The sequence below is a fragment of the Acinetobacter amyesii genome (genome assembly GCF_002018365.1).
GTDB classification, from domain to species: domain Bacteria; phylum Pseudomonadota; class Gammaproteobacteria; order Pseudomonadales; family Moraxellaceae; genus Acinetobacter; species Acinetobacter amyesii.
Window position 1 is genome coordinate 54,949 of record NZ_MVKX01000009.1, and the last position, 19,061, is coordinate 74,009.

The following is a 19,061-nucleotide window of genomic DNA, read 5'->3' on the forward strand; positions in this document are numbered from 1 at the left end:
TCTCTCATCTTTTCTTTTAATACTCTTATGATAATAAAAAAAGAGGCCCGATAGACCTCTTTTTCGATTTCAAAGATTTCCACGAAATCTTAAAACCATATTATTTACGTAAATTTGAAAGCAATGCTGAAGTAATCGACTGATTATTTGCCACGACTTTAGATTTTTTAGCTTTTGCAGATTTGTCTTCTTCACGCTCAATGTTAATGGCCTTATAACGATCACCATTTTCCACCACATTAAATTTCACGCGATCATGACGTTTTGGCTCGACACCATCTGCGGGAAAGTCAGAGATATGGAAAAATACATCACCTTCTTCACATGAAAGAAAGCCAAAGCCCTTTTCAGGATTGTACTGCTTCACTTTACCTTTATATTGTTCGGACTTCATAAAGTACCCTATTCCATTTATGCCAATGTCTTTAGTATATAAAAAAGAGGCTATAAAAGCCCCTTTTCTGTTCATAATGCAAAAATTAGTCTTTTTGAACTGAACCGAAAATTTTATCGCCTGCATCGCCAAGACCAGGAACGATATAACCGTTTTCATTTAAACCTTGGTCTACAGATGCTGTATAAATGGTCACATCTGGGTGAGCTTCATTCACACGTTTAATGCCTTCTGGAGCTGCTACAAGCACCATGACACGAATATCTTTACAACCACTGGCTTTTAGAACGTCAATAGCAGCAACGAGCGATGAACCTGTTGCAAGCATTGGGTCAATAATCATCGCTAAACGGTTTTGTACGTCTGGTACTAATTTTTTGTAGTAAGTACGCGCTTCTAAAGTTTCTTCGTCACGCTCTAAACCCAATACAGATACTTTTGCACTTGGAATCAGGTTTAAGAAACCATCCAACATACCAATACCTGCACGTAAAATCGGTACGACTGTTATTTTTTTACCGGCAATACGATCTACAGTTACTTTACCATTCCAACCATCAATTTCATGATCGACCATTGGTAAATCTTTCGTTGCTTCATAAGTCAGAAGCATAGTCACTTCTTGAGCAAGCTCACGGAAGTTTTTAGTACTAATATCTGCACGACGAAGTAAGCCGAGTTTATGTCGGATTAAAGGATGACGGATTTCATGGATAGCCACGGGAGAACACCTAAAAGGTTAAGATAAAATTTCAACCATTATAAAGCTATTTAACAAATGATAAAAATAAAAAAGCCCCCTTTACAGGAGGCTTTTTTGTAATAAGCAAATTAATTGCTTAATTCATTAGTTAAAACCACTTTGAATTAAGCTAAAAATGAACTGTTGTAATTCAGGTGAGATCGCAAAGTATGCCACTTGTGAAACTGCAATGATTGGATCTGGATATACACCGATCAACAACACAAGAGCAGCTGCACCAAGCACCATAATACCACCCACTTTTTGACCCCAATGATCGACAGCATCGATACGTGGGTTTTCTGGTGGAGTCATGTACATCACAATCATCACACGTAGGTAGTAGTACAAACCGATACCTGAACCAAGGATCACCATCGCAGCTAAGAACCATGAACCACCAGCAACCGCTGTTTTGATCACAAGGAACTTACCAATAAAGCCAGCTGTTAATGGGATACCTGCAAGAGATAACATCATGACAGTCAGTGTTGCAGTCAACACTGGACGACGCCAGAACAAACCACGGTACTCCGCAAGGCTACCTGCTTCGTCTTTGTTGTTGTAAGGGCTAGACATCAGTGTCACAACACCGAACGCACCAATCGTTGTTAATACATAAGTAATCACATACACGTTGACGCTGCTGAATGTTGCAAAGCCTTGTACTTGAACAAAGTCAGTATTACGTGCACTGACAATCGCAACAAGTAAGTAACCAAAGTGAGCGATTGAAGAGTATGCAAGGATACGTTTCAAGTTCACTTGACGTACTGCTAGTAAGTTACCCGCAAGGATAGACAATACTGCAATGATGGTCACGATCGTGATGAAGCTGTCAGAAAGGATTAAGCCAGAAGCCAAGAAGTAACGAACGAATAGACCGATCATTGCCACTTTAGCTACAGTCGCTAAGAATGTCGCGATTGGCGCTGGCGCACCTGCATACACGTCCGGTGTCCATTTATGGAATGGCGCAAGAGACAATTTAAATGCAACAGCAAAGACAATCAGTGCAAGACCAAGGACTACACCCGGTTGGCTGAAAGTTGTGAACATTTTGCCTGGTTCAGCAACGAATGCCATTGTACCTGTGTACGCGTATACATAAGCCATACCCATCAACAACATCGCAGAAGCGGTTGCTGAAAGCACCAAGTATTTCACACCCGCTTCAAGCGACTGTGAACGTTGGTGTGTATAAGCCAATAGGCCGTATACAGGAATCGACATTAACTCAAGACTGATAAAGAAAGACGCATAGTGCGAACTTGCAACCATTAACAATGCACCTGTTACAGAGCACAGCATCAAGATATAAAGTTCTTCACGGTTATCTTTATAGGTTTCGATATACGCATGTGACAATGTGCAGCAAGCAAGTGCTGCAATCAAAATCACGAATTGGTACAACATCGTAAATGGATCTACGATGAACAAATTCATTACGTTTGCAGGTGCATACTGCCCTGCAACGAAAACAAAAATAATATAAAAGGCTGCAAGGTTCAGACCGATAACGGAAGTCGTTGCAACTAAATTGTGGTTACGCTTGATTGCAATTAGCAACATCACGACGATCGCAGTTAAAGCCACGATCATCACAGGAGCTAATGGCATAAGCTCAGAAAATGACATTGTGAAGTCCATGGCTTATTGCATCTCCACATTTTCAGGTTGTACAGCAATCTGCTGCACAACATCAACGACTTCTTGAACTGGGATATAGCTATTTGCAATCCACGCCATGCTTGAATTTGAAATATCAAGGAAGGTTTGTGGGAATAGACCAAGCCATACTAGACCAAGAGCACAGATTAAAAGAATCACAACTTCACGCGCATTTAAGTCTTTCAACGGATTTGCGTAATGCTGTTTTTGTTCTTCGTTTGGTGTACCAAACAATGCTTTGTGGATCAGGATTAAACCGTAAAGACCGGCAAATACTAAGCTTACTGCAGCAAGGATTGTGTACACAGGGAACTTGTCATAAGAACCCATCAAGATCAGGAATTCACCGATGAAGTTACCTAGACCTGGAATACCTACAAGTGCAGCAACAAAGAACATTAAGAAGAATGAAAGGTATTGGAACTGACCACGGATACCGCCCATCAAACGCATGTCACGTGTATGCAGACGTTCGTAAACCTGACCACACATAATGAACAATGCAGCAGAAGATAGACCGTGAGCCAGCATCATAATCATCAAGCCTTGGAATGTCAGGATGTTACCTGCATACAAAGCAAGAAGTACGAAGCCCATGTGCGAAATAGATGTGTACGCAAGCAGACGTTTCATGTCTGTTTGTTGGAATGCACACCATGCACCGTAGAAAATACCGATTAGACCAAGAATGATCGCGATGTCTGCAAACTGAGCAGATGCCACTGGGAAGAATGGAATAACGAAACGTAAAAGACCATAAGCCGCAGTTTTAATCAAGATACCTGCAAGGTCGACAGAACCCGCTGTAGGTGCTTGCGCATGTGCATCTGGTAACCAGCCGTGTAATGGGAAAACTGGAAGTTTTACCGCAAAACCAATGAACATACAGATCATGAATGCATACGCAAGTGCTGGAGCTTTCGCCTCAACAGTGTGTGCAACACTCATCAAGAAGTCATAGTTAAAGCTGATTTGACCGTGAAGTTGGAAGCCAACAACCACTAGACCCAAGATACCGATCAACATGATCAGACCCGCAACCTGAGTATAGATAAAGAATTTAGTTGCAGCGTAAACGCGTGACTTACCTTCTGCCCCTTTATGACCCCAAAGTGCGATCAAGAAGTAGATTGGTACCAGCATCATCTCCCAGAAGAAGAAGAATAGGAACATGTCAATCGCTAAGAATACACCGATCACACCACCTAAAGACCACAGTAGGTTTAAGTGGAAGAAACCAACGTTCTTTTGAATCTCACCCCATGAACAGCCAACTGCAAGTACACCCAGTAATGCAGTTAAACCCACCATAAGCAGTGAAAGACCATCCACCGCAAGGTGAATGTTAATCCCTAAAGTGGTAATCCACGGTAGGTTAAATTGAGCAGCCCACTGTGGAGCTTGTGTACCCAACTCGTAGTTATAAGTACCGCTTTGCCATAAAACGACGGTTAACACCAACGTTAATAGCATACCAATTAAGGCAATATAGCGTGGTAAGTGCTTGTCGAGTTTATCGACAAGCCAGCATACAAAACCTGCAATGAACGGAATAAGGATCAGAGCGGGTAGAATTAAATTGTTTGGAGTTTCCATTTTATTTCCCCACGACCTGAATCACGACCAGGATCAATAGTAATGCAAACGTACCGAATGCCATACTAGATGCGTATTCACGCAATGAACCTGTTTGACGTGAACTTGTAAAGCTATTACCGCCTTTAACAAGTGCAGGCAATACAAGCCATAAGCCGTCAATTGGATCACGACCAAAGATTTTAGCCAGTAGCAAATAAGGCTTAACGAAAACAATGTTGTACAAAGCATCGAAACCAAGTGCATTACGACAGATATTTGCAAGACCCGCGCCCAGTGAAGTTTTCGCGAACGATTTCACTGCACCATAAGCAAAGGCAAATAACACCACACCCACTGCAAGACCTGCAAGTGCAATACCAACAGCTGTGTATTCAGCGCTATGCATACCGTGTTCTAGTGCTTCTGGAATATTAAACGCTGGGATTTGTGCAGCATTTAAAATATTCGTTACTGGTGCTTTTAATACATAAGCTAAACCAGTTGAAAGCACTGCAAGAATCGCCAATGGACCCCAGTAAGTAACACCTTTGATTTCATGGTAAGGCGTGTTTTCTTTACCAAAGAATACAACCCAAATAAGACGGAATGTATAAATTGAAGTTAAGAACGCACCTGCTACACCAGTCCAGTACAAGCAGTCATAAACTGCAATTGCTTGACCTTTCACCCATACCGCACCAAGAATCGCATCTTTCGAGAAGAAGCCGATAGTGATGAATGGAATCGCTGCCAATGCACCGCCACCAATCGCGAAACAAGCAAACAAGAATTTGTTTTTGTGGAATAGACCACCCATCTTGAAGATGTTTTGTTCGTGATGGTAAGCCAAAATCACTGCACCAGAAGACAAGAATAATAATGCCTTGAAGAATGCGTGAGTCAGCATGTGGAATAGACCAGCTTGGTAAGCTTCAGCACCTACAGCCATAAACATATAACCCAACTGACTCATAGTTGAGTAAGCAAGAATACGTTTGATGTCTGTTTGTACCAATGCTGCAAAGCCTGCAACTAACAATGTCACCGCACCTGTGATTGAGATGAACATCATCACTTCTGGCGCTTGTTCAAACACGCTGAACATACGGCTACATAGGTAAACACCCGCTGTTACCATTGTTGCTGCGTGGATCAATGCAGATACTGGTGTAGGACCAGCCATCGCATCAGCCAACCATGTTTGTAATGGGATCTGAGCAGATTTACCTGCAGCACCCAAGAACAACATCAATGCAGTCCAAATCGCAATCGAAGAACTCTGAGCCAAAACTGTTGGCGCAGCAGCTACAACTTCTGCAATGTTTAAAGTGCCGAATTGTTGGTAAATCAAGAACAATGCGATTAGTAGGAATACGTCACCCACACGTGTCACAGTGAATGCTTTAATTGCAGCAAAACCGTTCGCAGGTGTTTGGTAGTAGTAACCAATCAATAGGTATGAACATAGACCTACACCTTCCCAACCGAGGAATAACAACGCTAAGTTGTCACCCAACACTAAAAGCAGCATGCTTGCCACGAATAGGTTGAAGTATGAGAAGAAACGTGCAAAGTCTTCTTCGCCACGCATGTACCATGTTGCAAAGATGTGAATTAAGAAACCCACACCTGTGATCATGCCCATCATCAATAATGATAAGCCATCTAAATGAAGCGTGAAGCCCGGTGCTAAGTTACCTGCACTGAACCAAGTCCAAAGATGCTGAGTTGTTGCAACTGAACCATTATTAACAAAGTCGATACCGGCAATTAATGCAAATAAAGCTGAAAGACCAACTGAACCTGCACCAATAATTGCAGCAACTGATTCAGGAAGATTTTTACGACCTGCCGCCAACAGGATAAAACCAATTAGCGGGAATAGTACTGTTAAATATAAATAACTCATCCGCGCATCTCACTAGCAGCATCCACATCCAGATGATGGAAGCGATGATAGAACTGAAGGACGATCGCAAGACCGATACAAGCCTCTGCTGCAGCAAGCGTTAAGATCAAGATAAACATCACTTGACCATCTGGCTGTGCCCATGCGCTTCCTGCCAAAACGAACGCTAATGCAGCAGCGTTCATCATGATTTCAAGGCTCATTAAAATAAATAGTAGGTTGCGTCGAACCATCACACCGTAAAAACCCAGTGCAAAAAGAATGGTTGCAACGATCAAACCATGTTCTAAAGGGATGTTGCCCATTATTCTTTGTCCTCTTCTGCACCTGGCTCACGTTTGCCAAGATGGAATGCAGCGACAAGTGCGCCAAGCAATAACATCGCAGCAACTTCAACCAGCAATAAGTACTGAGTAAAGAGTGAAGTACCCACTTCTTTCGGACCGACAACTTGAGCACCCATGACAGTGCCAGCAGTTGTGTAGTCTGACTTCAACATCCAAACTAGGATTAGACCCATTAGGAAGCTCATCAACGCAGGATATGCCCACGCTGAAGAAGTCAGCCATTTGCTTTCTTGTTCAACTGTATTTTGACCAAGATTCAGCATCATCACGACGAATACGAACAGCACCATAATTGCGCCAGCGTAAACGATAATTTCGAGGGCACCGGCAAACGGCGCACCCACGATCATGAAGATACCTGCAACTGCAAGTAAAGAGATAATCAAGCTTAATAAAGCGTGTACTGGGTTCGTGTTAGTTACAACACGAACGGTAGAGACGATGGCCACAAGCGCCATCAAATAAAATGGCCACATCATGGTAATAGACTCCGTACATCAACTGGTGTGCTTTCGCGTTGAGCCTGACCTTTATCTTTACCAGCAACAGCCATACCTGTTACGCGGTAGAAGTTATAGTCTGGGTATTTACCAGGACCTGAGATAAGAAGGTTTTCTTTCTCATATACTAAGTCCTGACGAACATACTCACCTAACTCAAAGTCAGGTGTCATTTGAATCGCAGTCGTAGGACATGCTTCTTCACACATACCGCAGAAAATACAACGTGAGAAGTTGATACGGAAAAATTCCGGATACCAACGACCATCTTCTTTTTCAGCTTTTTGTAGTGAAATACAGCCGACTGGACATGCAACCGCACAAAGGTTACATGCTACACAGCGCTCTTCGCCATCAGGGTCACGCGTTAACACAATACGACCACGGAAACGTGGTGGTACGATGTCTTCGGCTTTAACCTCTGGATATAAAATGGTGTCACGTTTACGTGTCGCGTGTGAGAATACCATCCACAACGAACGTACAATTGACCCAAATCCAGCTAGAAATTTAAACATTTTATTCTCCCTGCTGTCTTAGGCCTGATTCATCAGAATCACAGCACCAGTTACCAGAAGGTTAACCAACGCCAATGGCAAACAAATTTTCCAACCAAAGTTCATGACTTGGTCATAACGTGGACGCATTAAAGAACCACGAGCCAAGACAAACATCATTACAAAGAATGCTGTTTTAATAATGAACCAGAACGCAGCTGGAATGAACGGAATATCTAGGTTGAAAGGCGCTAACCAACCACCGAAGAATAAAGTCACGATTAATGCAGAGATCAGTACGACGTTGACGTATTCCGCAACGAAGAACATACCCCATTTCATACCGCCGTATTCGACATGGTAACCTTCCGCCAATTCTTGTTCTGCTTCTGGTTGGTCAAATGGATGACGGTGAGTTACAGCAACACCCGCAACCACGAAGATCAAGAAACCTAAGAACTGAGGAATAACAAACCAAACATCACGTTGAGCTTCAACAATTTCACGCATGTTGAATGAGCCTGCAATCGCAACCACACCCATCAGTGAAATACCCAAGAACACTTCATAAGAAATGGTTTGAGCAGCAGAACGTAAACCACCAAGTAATGCGTATTTGTTATTTGATGACCAACCACCGAACAATACTGCGTATACCGCAATACCAGCCATTGCCATAAAGAACAATAGACCGATGCTCATGTCTGAAACACCTAAATAAGGTGAAACAGGAATAACCATGAACGATAGCACCGCAGTTGCCATCGCAACTGCTGGAGCCATACGGAAAGTCAATTTGTCAGCAAATTTTGGTGTCCAGTCTTCTTTGAACATGATTTTCAGCATGTCGGCAACAATCTGGAACATACCGCCCGGACCTACACGGTTCGGACCGTAACGGTCTTGCCACAAGCCGAGTAAACGACGTTCAATAAAAGACATCAACGCAGCGATCAATACCACAACCAGTAAGATCACAATTGCTTGAAGAACTGAATAGGCGATTGGCCAGTTTTCAGCCCACAGCGGCGTTTGACGGATTAATTCTTGTTCCATGAATTACACTCCTACCGCGACTGAAACAGGTTCTGCAAGCGATACTGTAGGTGCAAGACCCACTGGGTAACCGATATAACCTGTAGGTAAGTATTCAATCACTTGAACTGGAAGGACGATTTCAGCATCCCCTGCTTTCACAGCGATACGTTGACCATCTTGAACATTTAAGCGTGCTGCATCTTGTTCACCCACAGCAAACATTGCTTCAGGAATACGTGATTCCATCGCAGGTGTTTTCACTGTAAATTCACCAGAAGCGAAGATGTGATGCATCGGTACAAGACGGAAGCTTTCACCATTAACCGCAACAGGTGCAGGTGCAACGAAAGTACGTGCTGGACGTTTCGCTAAACGATCGAATAAACGAACGCCTGCATCACCACCTTTTAAGTGACCACCCACGTTGTCTTGGAATTTGTTCCAAGCTTGTGGAGAGTTCCAACCTGCAGACCAAGCAAATGGTACAAGTGAAGCTGGAGTTTGGTTACCTACATAACCTTCCATAGAGAACGTCAACGCAGAGTCTTTATCGACTGGTTGTTTTGGTTCATGAATAGAAAGTGGTGCGCGCATCGCTGTACGACCTGAGTAACGACGTGGTTCACGTGCCACTTTCAGACCATGTACACGGAAGCCAGCATCTGGTGCTACGTCTTGAATCGCTTCAAGTGCAGGAACGTTTTTCGCTACTGACTCGATCACGTCATCAAGAAGTGTCCAAGAAATGGCTTTGCCTTTCACGCCAGTTTCAATGGCATGTAACCAGCGCCAAGATTCTTTGATCGCAAGTTCAGGTTTGTAGTAGCTTGGGTCATACACTTGGTAGAAACGTTGTGCACGGCCTTCTTGAGAGACAACAGTACCATCACCTTCAGCAAATGAAGCAGCAGAAAGTACGATGTTGGCTTTTTTCACAGTTTCAGTTTCAGAATGATCAAGTACGATCACCTCTTTCGCTGAAAGTGCAGCATTCACCTGAGCGGCTGGTAAACGACGATAAAGGTCATTTTCCACCACGATCACGGTATCGTAATCTTGTGCAAATGCTTGTTCTAAGCTTTGACCACCAAAGATCGCTAAGCCCATTGAGTTCACTTCAGGAACAGTCAATGTTAAGCCCGCATTACCAAGGTTCTGTGCAACTTGTGCAGCAGCTTCCATGATTGATGCGTCTTGTAAGCTTGTACCAGAGATGATTAATGGTTTTTTCGCAGCTTTTAAAGTGTCAGCAATGGTTTGTGCAAATGCTTTCGCATCGTCATCCAAACCTAAGATCACTTCACCTTTCACAGCAGCAGCGACCGCAAAACCTAAACGTGCAATGTCGTTAGGTGATGCAACAACTTCACCGGTAGCAACATCAGCTAAACGTGTTTGAGTTGCAGCAAGGATGTAAATCGGAGATTTCGCATCTTGAGCAATACGTTGTACAGGTTCAGCTAACCACTCTTGCGTACGGCGCTCTGCAGCCATTTCTTTGGCTTTATTTTTCGCAGCTTGGCGAACAGATAGAGCCATACGTGGCGCAGTTTGAGTCAGATCTTCACCCAAAATCAACACAGCATCGTAGCTTTCGATTTCACGCATACCAGGGTTATAAACACCTTCGGTTTGCATGATAGAAGCTGCAAGCTCAACAAGTTTTTGCTCTTTTTGAGACATACCTGTTGAGAAGTTGTCTTGACCTACAAGTTCGCGAAGTGCGAAGTTTGATTCAAGTGACGCACGTGGTGAACCGATACCCAATACTTTTTTGCCTTGGATATTTTCAATTACGGTATCCAATGCTTGGTCTACAGAAACTGTAGTCACATTTGCACCAGAGCGGAATTGTGGTTGACGTGGACGATCTTCACGGTTCACATAACCTGTACCGAAACGACCTTTATCGCAAAGGAAGTATTGGTTCACGTCACCGTTAAAGCGGTTTTCTACACGACGTAGTTCGCCATAACGTTCACCCGGAGAGATGTTACAACCTGAAGAACAGCCTTGGCATACGCTTGGCGCATACTGCATGTCCCATTTACGGTTATAGCGTTCAGAGTGAGTTTTATCTGTGAATACACCTGTTGGGCAAACTTCAGTCAAGTTACCAGAGAATTCAGATTCTAAAGTACCTGATTCTGGACGACCAAAGTAAACACGCGAAGCGTTTGCATACACACCAAAGTCCGTACCACCTGCATAATCTTTGTAGTAACGCACACAACGGTAGCACGCGATACAACGGTTCATTTCATGAGAAATGAAAGAGCCTAGCTCTTGGTTGTAATGCGTACGTTTTGTGAAGCGGTAACGACGACGGTCATGCTGAGTCATTACAGTCATATCTTGTAAATGACAGTGACCACCCTCTTCACAGACTGGACAGTCGTGTGGGTGGTTGGTCATCAAGAATTCAACAACAGAAGCACGGAAATTCTTTGCTTCGTTATCTTCAATCGAGATGTAGGTATTGTCAGATGCAGGCGTCATACATGACATAACTAAACGACCGCGAGTATCTTCAGGATTCGCGTATTGAGTCACAGCACATTGACGGCAAGAACCGACAGAACCTAAGGATGGATGCCAACAAAAGTATGGGATGTCGATGCCAAGGCTAAGACATGCTTGTAGCAAGTTCTCTGAGCCGTTGACTTCATACGATTTTCCATCGACATGAATTGTAGCCATAGTCGAATTCCTTAAGCTTGTTCTACGTTGCTAGTTTGAGCTGCCGCATTTACGACTTTAGCTTCAAATTCGCCACGGAAATGTTTGAGTGCGCCCATTAACGGTTCCATCGCACCTGGAGCATGCGCACAGAAAGTTTTACCAATCCAAAGCTTACGAGTAAGTTCTTGTAAGTGATCGATATCTTCTTTCTTACCTGTGCCATCTTCCAAGGCTTTAAGCGCTTTAACCGCCCAAGGTAAGCCATCACGGCATGGTGTACACCAACCGCAAGATTCACGCGCAAAGAATTCTTCTAAGTTACGTGTCGCAGAAACCATACACTGAGTTTCATCAACCACCATGAGCAAACACGTACCTAAACGTGAACCTGCTTTCATGATGCTTTCAGCATCCATAGGGAGGTCAATGTGTTCAGCAGCAAGGAAGTCTGTAGAAGCACCACCCGGTAACCATGCTTTGAGTTTTAAACCATCACGCATACCACCCGCATGATCTTCAATCACTTCACGCGCAGTTGTACCAAATGGAAGTTCCCAAAGACCTGGGAAAGTCACTTTACCTGATGCACCGTAGATTTTAGTACCTGGATCTTTCGACTTACCTTCTGATAAACCGATATACCATTCAGGGCCACGAAGCATAATTGCTGGCAAGTTATTGTAAGTCTCTACGTTGTTAACAATCGTAGGACGACCCCAAGCACCTGCAACTTGTGGGAATGGCGGTTTAGTACGCGGGTTCGCACGGCGACCTTCAAGCGAGTTAATCAATGCAGTTTCTTCACCACAGATATAACGACCCGCACCGGTATGCACGTGTAACTCAAAGTTCCAATCTGTACCTAGGATGTTTTCGCCTAAGTAACCTTTGGCACGAATTTGGTCCAATGCTTCATTTAAGTATTGAGCCGCTTCGATGTATTCACCACGGATGAAGATATAACCTTGTGTTGCTTCTAATGTATAAGCAGCAATCAACATACCTTCGATCAACTGATGAGGAAGTTTTTCCATCAACAGACGGTCTTTAAAGGTACCTGGTTCCATTTCATCGGCATTACAGATGAGGTAACGAGGACCTGAGTTATCATTTGGTGCCATAAGCGACCATTTGATCCCTGCTGGGAAGCCCGCACCACCACGACCTTTTACAGTCGCAGCTTTGATCACTTCAAGCACTTCTTTCGGTTGCATGCCAACAGCTTTCTTAAAGCCAGCATAACCTTCAAGTGCTTCGTAATCATCTGCACTGCGAACGTGTTCCTGTTTGCTCAAACGCCAAGTTAATGGGTGAGTTTCTGGGTTACCGTCGCCATAAATTGGTTTTGGTTCAGTATTCATACATACTTCTCCAATAACTGTTTAATTGAAGTCACTTCAACTAGACCGTGAGTGTCTTCGTCAATCATTAACGTCGGACCTTTGTCACAGTTACCTAGGCAGCAAATTGGCAATAAAGTAAAGCGACCATCTGCAGTCGTTTGACCAAATGAAATGCCTAATTCACGCTGGAATGCTTCAGCAAGTGTTTCCGCACCCATCAAGAAACAAGCAATCGAGTCACATAATAAAATTACGTGGCGACCAACTGGTTGACGGTAAATACGGTTATAGAAAGTAGCAACACCTTCTAGGTCTGCAAGGCTCATGCTAAGCAATTGAGCAATAGCATTCATCTGTGCATCATCTACCCAGCCATTACGGCGTTGTACACACTTCAACGCATCAAGACATGCTGCGCGTGGGTACGGATAGTGACCAATGTGATGTTCGATATCGTGGATTTCTTCCGCAGTTAAAATCCCTTCAACGTTCACACGTGGTTTTTTGTCAGTCAAAATCATCATAATGCGATTACCCCTTAGCGATCCACGTCAGCCATTACGACGTCAATTGTCGCTAAATAAATGATTAAGTCAGACATTAAGCTGCCGTTAATCACAGAAGGCATTTGCTGTAAGTGCGTGAAGGTTGGTGTACGAATACGTGTACGGTAACTCATCGTTGACTTGTCTGAAGTCAAGTAGTAGTTCGACGCACCTTTTACCACTTCCGCCATTACAGAGCTTTCGCCTGCTGGCATTACAGGACCCCATGACACGCTCAAGAAGTGCGTAATCAATGTTTCGATGTCTTGTAAAGTTTTATCTTTTGGTGGTGGAACAGCCAATGGATGGTCTGCTTTGTATGCACCAGAAGGCATATTGTCTAAACATTGCTTGATGATTTTCAGTGATTCTTCGATTTCACGGAAGTGAACAAGAACACGTGCATAAGCATCGCCTTCGTACTCTAAAGGCACATCGAAATCGTAGTTTTCGTAGCCGCTATAAGGACGGTATTTACGAACGTCGAAGTCGATACCTGTAGCACGTAGACCTGTACCAGTTACACCCCAAGCCAATGCTGATTTTGCATCATACTGAGCAACATTACGGGTACGACCGATAAACACTGAGTTTTTCAGTGCCGCAGTGTAGTACTCGTTCATACGCTTCGGCATCCAATCTAGGATTTCGCGAATGAGGTGTTGCCAGTTGTTTGGCAAGTCGTGCGCTGTACCACCGATACGGAACCATGCTGGGTGCATACGGTAACCCGTGATCGCTTCGATCGCGTCATAAATTTTTTGACGGTCAGCGAACATATAGAATACTGGGGTCATACCGCCGGCATCCTGAATCGCAGTACCAATGAACAATAAGTGGTTATTGATACGGAACAATTCAGACATCATGACACGGATACATTGTGCACGATCAGGAACGGTAATCCCTGCCATTTGCTCTACGCCAAGAACGTAAGGCATGTTTTGCGCACAACCACCTAAGTAGTCAACACGGTCTGTATACGGAATGAATGAGTGCCATGTTTGACGCTCAGCCATTTTTTCCACACCACGGTGGTGATAGCCGATGTCAGGAACACAGTCTTTCACTTCTTCACCGTCCAACTGCAAGATCACACGGAAGGCACCGTGCGCAGATGGATGGTTAGGACCCAAGTTTAGGAACATGAAGTCTTCATCATCGTTCCCACGCTTCATACCCCAATCTTCAGGTACGAAACGAAGATGTTCTTGTTCGTAATCCTGTTTCGCTTGGTTTTGGCGATATGGCGTGTATTCGGTCGCACGTGCAGAATATTCTTTACGTAACGGGTGACCTTCCCAATATGTTGGCAACAAGATACGACGGAGCATTGGATGCCCTTCGAAGTTGATACCGAACATGTCGTAAGCTTCACGTTCGTACCAGTTGGCATTCGGCCAAATATTAGTTGCGGTTGGAATGTTTACATCATTCTCAGCTAATGCAACCTTGATACGAATATCACTGTTACGCTCTAACGATAACAAGTGATAGAACACAGTGAAGTCAGATGCAGGCAGACCATCGCGGTGTGTACGTAAACGCTCATCAACCGCAGACAAGTCAAACAGCATCACGTATGGACGTGACACTGTACGCAAGAACATTAAAACTTCTTGTACACGTGCGCGCTCAACCCAGACTGTTGGAAAGTCTTCAAAAGTCGTTTGCACGTAGAAGTTCTCACCAAATTTGGTTTTGAGCTCTTCTACAATTGCAAATGCAGGGCGGGAATCAACTGGAGTTGATTCTGGCATAGCAATGTCAGTTTCAGCCATTGGCTTGGCTTCCTATTTAATACAAATTCAGTCAATCAAAACGACAATTACACCCAGTCCGGGTGTATCAATATTTCGTCGCAGTGATTATTTAATTTCATCCATTGAGCGTAAGTTTTTCACTGCAATACGCTGTGCGTTCTTACGGTCACGTTCTGGCATCATCTTTGGCTTATACACTGGCTTAAGATCATCACCAATCACGGCCGATAAAGGACGGCGCTCAAGTTGAATCTGGTCTTGCAATAACATCAATGCCTGAATTAAAGCTTCAGGACGTGGTGGGCAACCTGGGATATACACATCGACAGGGATGATTTTATCCACACCTTGTACAACTGAATAAATGTCGTACATACCACCAGAGTTTGCACATGCGCCCATTGAGATTACCCATTTAGGCTCAAGCATTTGCTCGTACAAACGTTGAATTACAGGCGCCATTTTCATGAAGCATGTACCTGCAACAATCATCAAGTCAGCCTGACGTGGTGAAGCACGAATAACCTCGGCACCGAAACGTGACAAGTCATGCACGCCTGTTAAAGTCGTTGCATACTCTACGTAGCAGCAAGATGTACCAAAGTTGAACGGCCAAACTGAGTTTTTACGACCCCAGTTTACTGCTGTATGTGCAACATCCTCTAAACGAGTCATGAACACATTTTTATTCACTTCTTCTTCAAGCGGATCGGTAACGATTTGACGCTCTTGAAGTGGATATTGATCAGCATCCGGATTCGCACGGGTTAATGTATATTTCATCCCGTCTTACTCCTTGTCAGATGATGCAGTCGGTGACTTAGATTTCACACGACCAGATGATTGCGCTGGAATTTGACCTGTAGGGTCCATAACCAACTCTTCAATAGAGTTAAAGCGTGTGATTTCTGCGATGTCCATATTTGGTGAACCAATTTTCAACGCTTTACCTGCAGCTTTACGCTTATCAGAAGGCGCCCAATCTAATGCACCTACTTTTACCGCGTAAATTAAAGCAATCAATAAATCGACCACAAAAATAACCACGGTAGTAAAACCAAACCAGCCTGCTTCACGAACAGAAGTAGACCATGCATATAGATAAAGTGCTTCGATATCAAACACGACGAAGAAAATTGCAACTAAATAGAATTTCGCAGACAAGCGAATACGTGCACCACCAGCACCTACTACACCTGACTCAAACTGCTCTTGCTTAGCACGACCCCATGATTTACCCCCAAGGAGTAAAGGGACGGTCAGCATAAAGACGCAAAGGAATGTAACGCCGATCACGAAGGCAATAATTGCCCAATCGTATGGAGTAATGGCACTCATGCGGGGATAACTCCTGGCAGGCCTATTTATTAACAAAGAATGTATGTATTGGCCTTCAAATACACCAAACACAAAATTAATCCCGCCAATTGTACCTGATTGAGGAGGCTTCTTGCTAGCTTATCGGTATTCGTCTTTAGGATGATTTTTTAATCATTTCAGCATTTAAATTGGGTTTACTCCCTTAAAATTAGGATTAATCGCTTAATTAGATTAGATTGCATTTTTTTATTAATTATTACATTTATGTGATTTTATCAGAAAATTATGACTGTTCAGTTTCATCAACAAACCCTTCATTTCTCAGCATACACATTCAAATTGCCGTATTTTTATCAACTGCGTCATTTATTAAATAAATACTCCCCCACCTCAACTTTGTTGGTTCTTTATTCACTTCTGCTGGTTTTGGTCTTTTCTTCAACTGAAAACTGAACCGTATTGAGTCTATGTAAAAAGGCATTTTTTTAGCTTCTTGTGGCTTTTTTGCAATTCTTTGACACGACCTATAAAGAGTGTGATATTTGTAGTTAAAACACAAAAAGCAATCACAACGGAGAGACAATAATGACTTTAGAATTTACGCATAAACCTGATTATTTTCTATCTGCGCAATTGGTGATTCACCATATTAAAAACTACTTAGATAAGCATCCTGATGCTCAAAATGCCATTTTTGATTTACGTGATATCTATGAGTTATTACGTCAAGATTTAGCTTCTGCAACCACCAACCTTAACGGGATTATGAATATTGCAGATGAATATAAACTTGAAACCCTAAACGGCGACCAAAAACTCATTAGCAATTATTCTATCGATGCTAAAAACAACTCTTTACTCATCGATTTCAATACAGATGCCCTTTCTGCTCTGAAAAATGGCAAACCCATTATTGAACCTGATGCAACGATTACCGAATAAGTAAAAACCTGATATAAAAAAGCCATTCAAATTGAATGGCTTTTTTATATGTATCATTCGCTAAATGCAGCTGAGCTAGATTTCTTAGCTCGCTTAGCTGTCATTGGCACTAAGCTCTTTACCATCTAGCTTCGGTTTATTTTTCTTAAAACGTGTCGCAGGCCATGTCATGGTAAAACGCGCCCCACCCAATGTTGGACTTTCATCAATACCAACTGTTCCACCAAACCAATAAGCAATACGGCTAACAATGGATAAACCTAAACCATAGCCCCCTGACGCACGGGTGCGACTATCATCTAAACGGGCAAAGGCATCAAAAATACGCTTACGATCTTCTTCTGGAATGCCAGGGCCATCATCTTCAACACAGATATAGGCCATGCCTTCATCATTGACACCACCACTGATCAGCACTTTATCATCACAATAACGCACTGCGTTGCCCACCAAGTTTTGTACAACGCGATGTAAGTAGCGACGCTCGGTTTCCACAATCACCCCAATCGGTGGTGCTTGTAACTCCAAGGTTTTCCCAGTCTTTAAGGCTTCGGTTTCAATCAAGACCTGATCTAAAACTTCAAACAAGCTGACATCTTCAAACTCTAAAGATGGCATGCCCTGTTCGAGCTTGGCATAAGTCATGATTTCATCAATCAAGGTGTTGAGCGCTTCGATATCTTTGTCGATTTGTTCAACTTGCTGCTGACGGTAGTCGTAGTCATCTTCATCCGCCATCATTTCTACACCAAAGCGAATACGCGCCACAGGTGTTCGCAGTTCATGCGATACCGCGCGCATCAACTCACGCTGTGCTTCAATTAAACGCTCAATATGATCCGACATCGAGTTATAGCTCGATGCCAAGGTACCAAATTCATCGGTACTTTCGACAGGCAGACGTACAGATAAGTCCCCGCCCTTCATTTTATTTAACGCATAATTTACAGCACGCAGCTTACGTTGCATCGGCACCAATAGACCATAAACACCCAAGCTCAAGACAAATAAGCTCAGTAGCGTAATACCGGCTGCCAACTGGAAAGGCATCCAATTAAATAATGGTACCGGCCCCATAACCAAGACTTCTGAAGTTGAACTTGGAATTGGCGATACAATCGAAATGGTCGTGCCGCGCTCCGTCGCACTATCACGATACAAAATAATACTGTGGTCTAAACGTAGTCGGCCGATTTGCTCAGAATCTAAAGGCAAACTCTGAACATTTTGAATTGAAATTGGGTAAGAAAAATGATGCTGGATTTTTTCAAGATATTGTTTTTCTTGACCAGGGTAATAAACCAAATAATCCAGTATAAAGACCGGCAACGCCTTCATTTGGCGTTCTGAAATATTGTCGGCTTTGATATACAGCAGATGCGCAGGGTCATCTTTTAAGCCAATAATAATATAGGCTGCCGTAGTTTGTGCATCCCAACGCACCACAGCTTTGCGCTCTTCTATACGCTTGGTTTCCGCTCGGGTTAAATCTACCTGATTAGCTTTGACATAATAGATCGGCAACTCAAGTAGATCAGATGCATCTGACACCCAATCCGACTTTTGCTGTTCATTTGGCTGACGTGCAATACCTTCACTAATAATGAAAGACAAGCCGTCAGTAAGCGACTCACGATATTCTTGCGCGCGCTGGTAGTTGATGATCTGTACCAGCAAATAGCCAAATGTAGCGACTAAGAAGACTAATATCAGTAGTCCCGCGTAGACGCGCAAAAATATACTGTGTTTAAACACGTAAAAAGTGTCCTACTTTGCCAAACTTAGGGACG

17 protein-coding genes are annotated in these 19,061 nt (G+C 43.4%); 1 reads left to right on the forward strand and 16 read right to left on the reverse strand.

Going from position 1 to position 19,061, the window contains the following annotated elements; all coding sequences use genetic code 11:
- Window positions 1-100 precede the first annotated feature (100 nt).
- From B1202_RS13285 to ndhC, 15 genes are all read right to left on the reverse strand, one after another.
- Window positions 101-394, reverse strand: coding sequence for a cold shock domain-containing protein (locus tag B1202_RS13285; RefSeq protein WP_078191093.1), 294 nt, complete (start codon window positions 392-394; stop codon window positions 101-103).
- Between the two features lie 85 nt (window positions 395-479).
- Window positions 480-1,115 (reverse strand): uracil phosphoribosyltransferase, encoded by a 636-nt coding sequence (gene upp / locus B1202_RS13290; RefSeq protein WP_078191094.1) that lies wholly within the window; start codon window positions 1,113-1,115, stop codon window positions 480-482.
- Between the two features lie 126 nt (window positions 1,116-1,241).
- Window positions 1,242-2,786: an NADH-quinone oxidoreductase subunit NuoN gene (gene nuoN, locus B1202_RS13295; RefSeq protein ID WP_078191095.1), complete on the reverse strand. Its 1,545-nt coding sequence runs from the start codon at window positions 2,784-2,786 to the stop codon at window positions 1,242-1,244.
- 3 nt (window positions 2,787-2,789) lie between these two features.
- A complete protein-coding gene (gene nuoM, locus B1202_RS13300) occupies window positions 2,790-4,403 on the reverse strand; it encodes an NADH-quinone oxidoreductase subunit M (protein WP_078191096.1) in 1,614 nt (537 codons plus the stop codon).
- 1 nt (window position 4,404) lies between these two features.
- On the reverse strand, window positions 4,405-6,294 hold the full coding sequence (nuoL, locus tag B1202_RS13305) for an NADH-quinone oxidoreductase subunit L (protein ID WP_078191097.1): 1,890 nt from the start codon (window positions 6,292-6,294) through the stop codon (window positions 4,405-4,407).
- Window positions 6,291-6,599 carry an NADH-quinone oxidoreductase subunit NuoK gene (gene nuoK, locus B1202_RS13310; RefSeq protein WP_067665227.1) on the reverse strand — a complete coding sequence of 103 codons (309 nt, stop codon included), beginning with the start codon at window positions 6,597-6,599 and terminating at the stop codon, window positions 6,291-6,293. Before nuoK ends, nuoL begins: the two co-directional genes overlap by 4 nt.
- On the reverse strand, window positions 6,599-7,117 hold the full coding sequence (nuoJ, locus tag B1202_RS13315; protein ID WP_171262661.1) for an NADH-quinone oxidoreductase subunit J: 519 nt from the start codon (window positions 7,115-7,117) through the stop codon (window positions 6,599-6,601). Before nuoJ ends, nuoK begins: the two co-directional genes overlap by 1 nt.
- Complete coding sequence (nuoI, locus tag B1202_RS13320) at window positions 7,117-7,659, reverse strand: NADH-quinone oxidoreductase subunit NuoI (RefSeq protein ID WP_078191099.1); 543 nt, start codon at window positions 7,657-7,659, stop codon at window positions 7,117-7,119. The genes nuoJ and nuoI overlap by 1 nt, the downstream gene beginning before the upstream one ends.
- A gap of 18 nt (window positions 7,660-7,677) precedes the next feature.
- Window positions 7,678-8,694, reverse strand: a complete 1,017-nt coding sequence (gene nuoH / locus B1202_RS13325) for an NADH-quinone oxidoreductase subunit NuoH (protein WP_078191100.1) — start codon at window positions 8,692-8,694, stop codon at window positions 7,678-7,680.
- Between the two features lie 3 nt (window positions 8,695-8,697).
- Window positions 8,698-11,376, reverse strand: a complete 2,679-nt coding sequence (nuoG, locus tag B1202_RS13330) for an NADH-quinone oxidoreductase subunit NuoG (protein ID WP_078191101.1) — start codon at window positions 11,374-11,376, stop codon at window positions 8,698-8,700.
- An 11-nt stretch (window positions 11,377-11,387) separates the two neighbouring features.
- On the reverse strand, window positions 11,388-12,719 hold the full coding sequence (nuoF, locus tag B1202_RS13335) for an NADH-quinone oxidoreductase subunit NuoF (protein WP_078191102.1): 1,332 nt from the start codon (window positions 12,717-12,719) through the stop codon (window positions 11,388-11,390).
- Entirely contained in the window at window positions 12,716-13,225 is a 510-nt protein-coding gene (gene nuoE, locus B1202_RS13340; protein WP_078191103.1) for an NADH-quinone oxidoreductase subunit NuoE, read from the reverse strand. The genes nuoF and nuoE overlap by 4 nt, the downstream gene beginning before the upstream one ends.
- 14 nt (window positions 13,226-13,239) lie before the next feature.
- A complete protein-coding gene (gene nuoC / locus B1202_RS13345; protein ID WP_078191104.1) occupies window positions 13,240-15,027 on the reverse strand; it encodes an NADH-quinone oxidoreductase subunit C/D in 1,788 nt (595 codons plus the stop codon).
- An 87-nt stretch (window positions 15,028-15,114) separates the two neighbouring features.
- Window positions 15,115-15,792, reverse strand: a complete 678-nt coding sequence (locus tag B1202_RS13350) for a NuoB/complex I 20 kDa subunit family protein (RefSeq protein ID WP_078191105.1) — start codon at window positions 15,790-15,792, stop codon at window positions 15,115-15,117.
- 6 nt (window positions 15,793-15,798) lie between these two features.
- Window positions 15,799-16,347 (reverse strand): NADH-quinone oxidoreductase subunit A, encoded by a 549-nt coding sequence (ndhC, locus tag B1202_RS13355; protein WP_078191106.1) that lies wholly within the window; start codon window positions 16,345-16,347, stop codon window positions 15,799-15,801.
- A 567-nt stretch (window positions 16,348-16,914) separates the two neighbouring features.
- On the opposite strand from ndhC, the gene B1202_RS13360 reads away from it, so the two are divergent.
- Window positions 16,915-17,271, forward strand: a complete 357-nt coding sequence (locus B1202_RS13360) for a hypothetical protein (RefSeq protein ID WP_078191107.1) — start codon at window positions 16,915-16,917, stop codon at window positions 17,269-17,271.
- Between the two features lie 93 nt (window positions 17,272-17,364).
- On the opposite strand, the gene bfmS is transcribed toward B1202_RS13360, so the two are convergent.
- On the reverse strand, window positions 17,365-19,026 hold the full coding sequence (gene bfmS / locus B1202_RS13365) for a sensor histidine kinase BfmS (RefSeq protein WP_078191108.1): 1,662 nt from the start codon (window positions 19,024-19,026) through the stop codon (window positions 17,365-17,367).
- Window positions 19,027-19,061 lie beyond the last annotated feature (35 nt).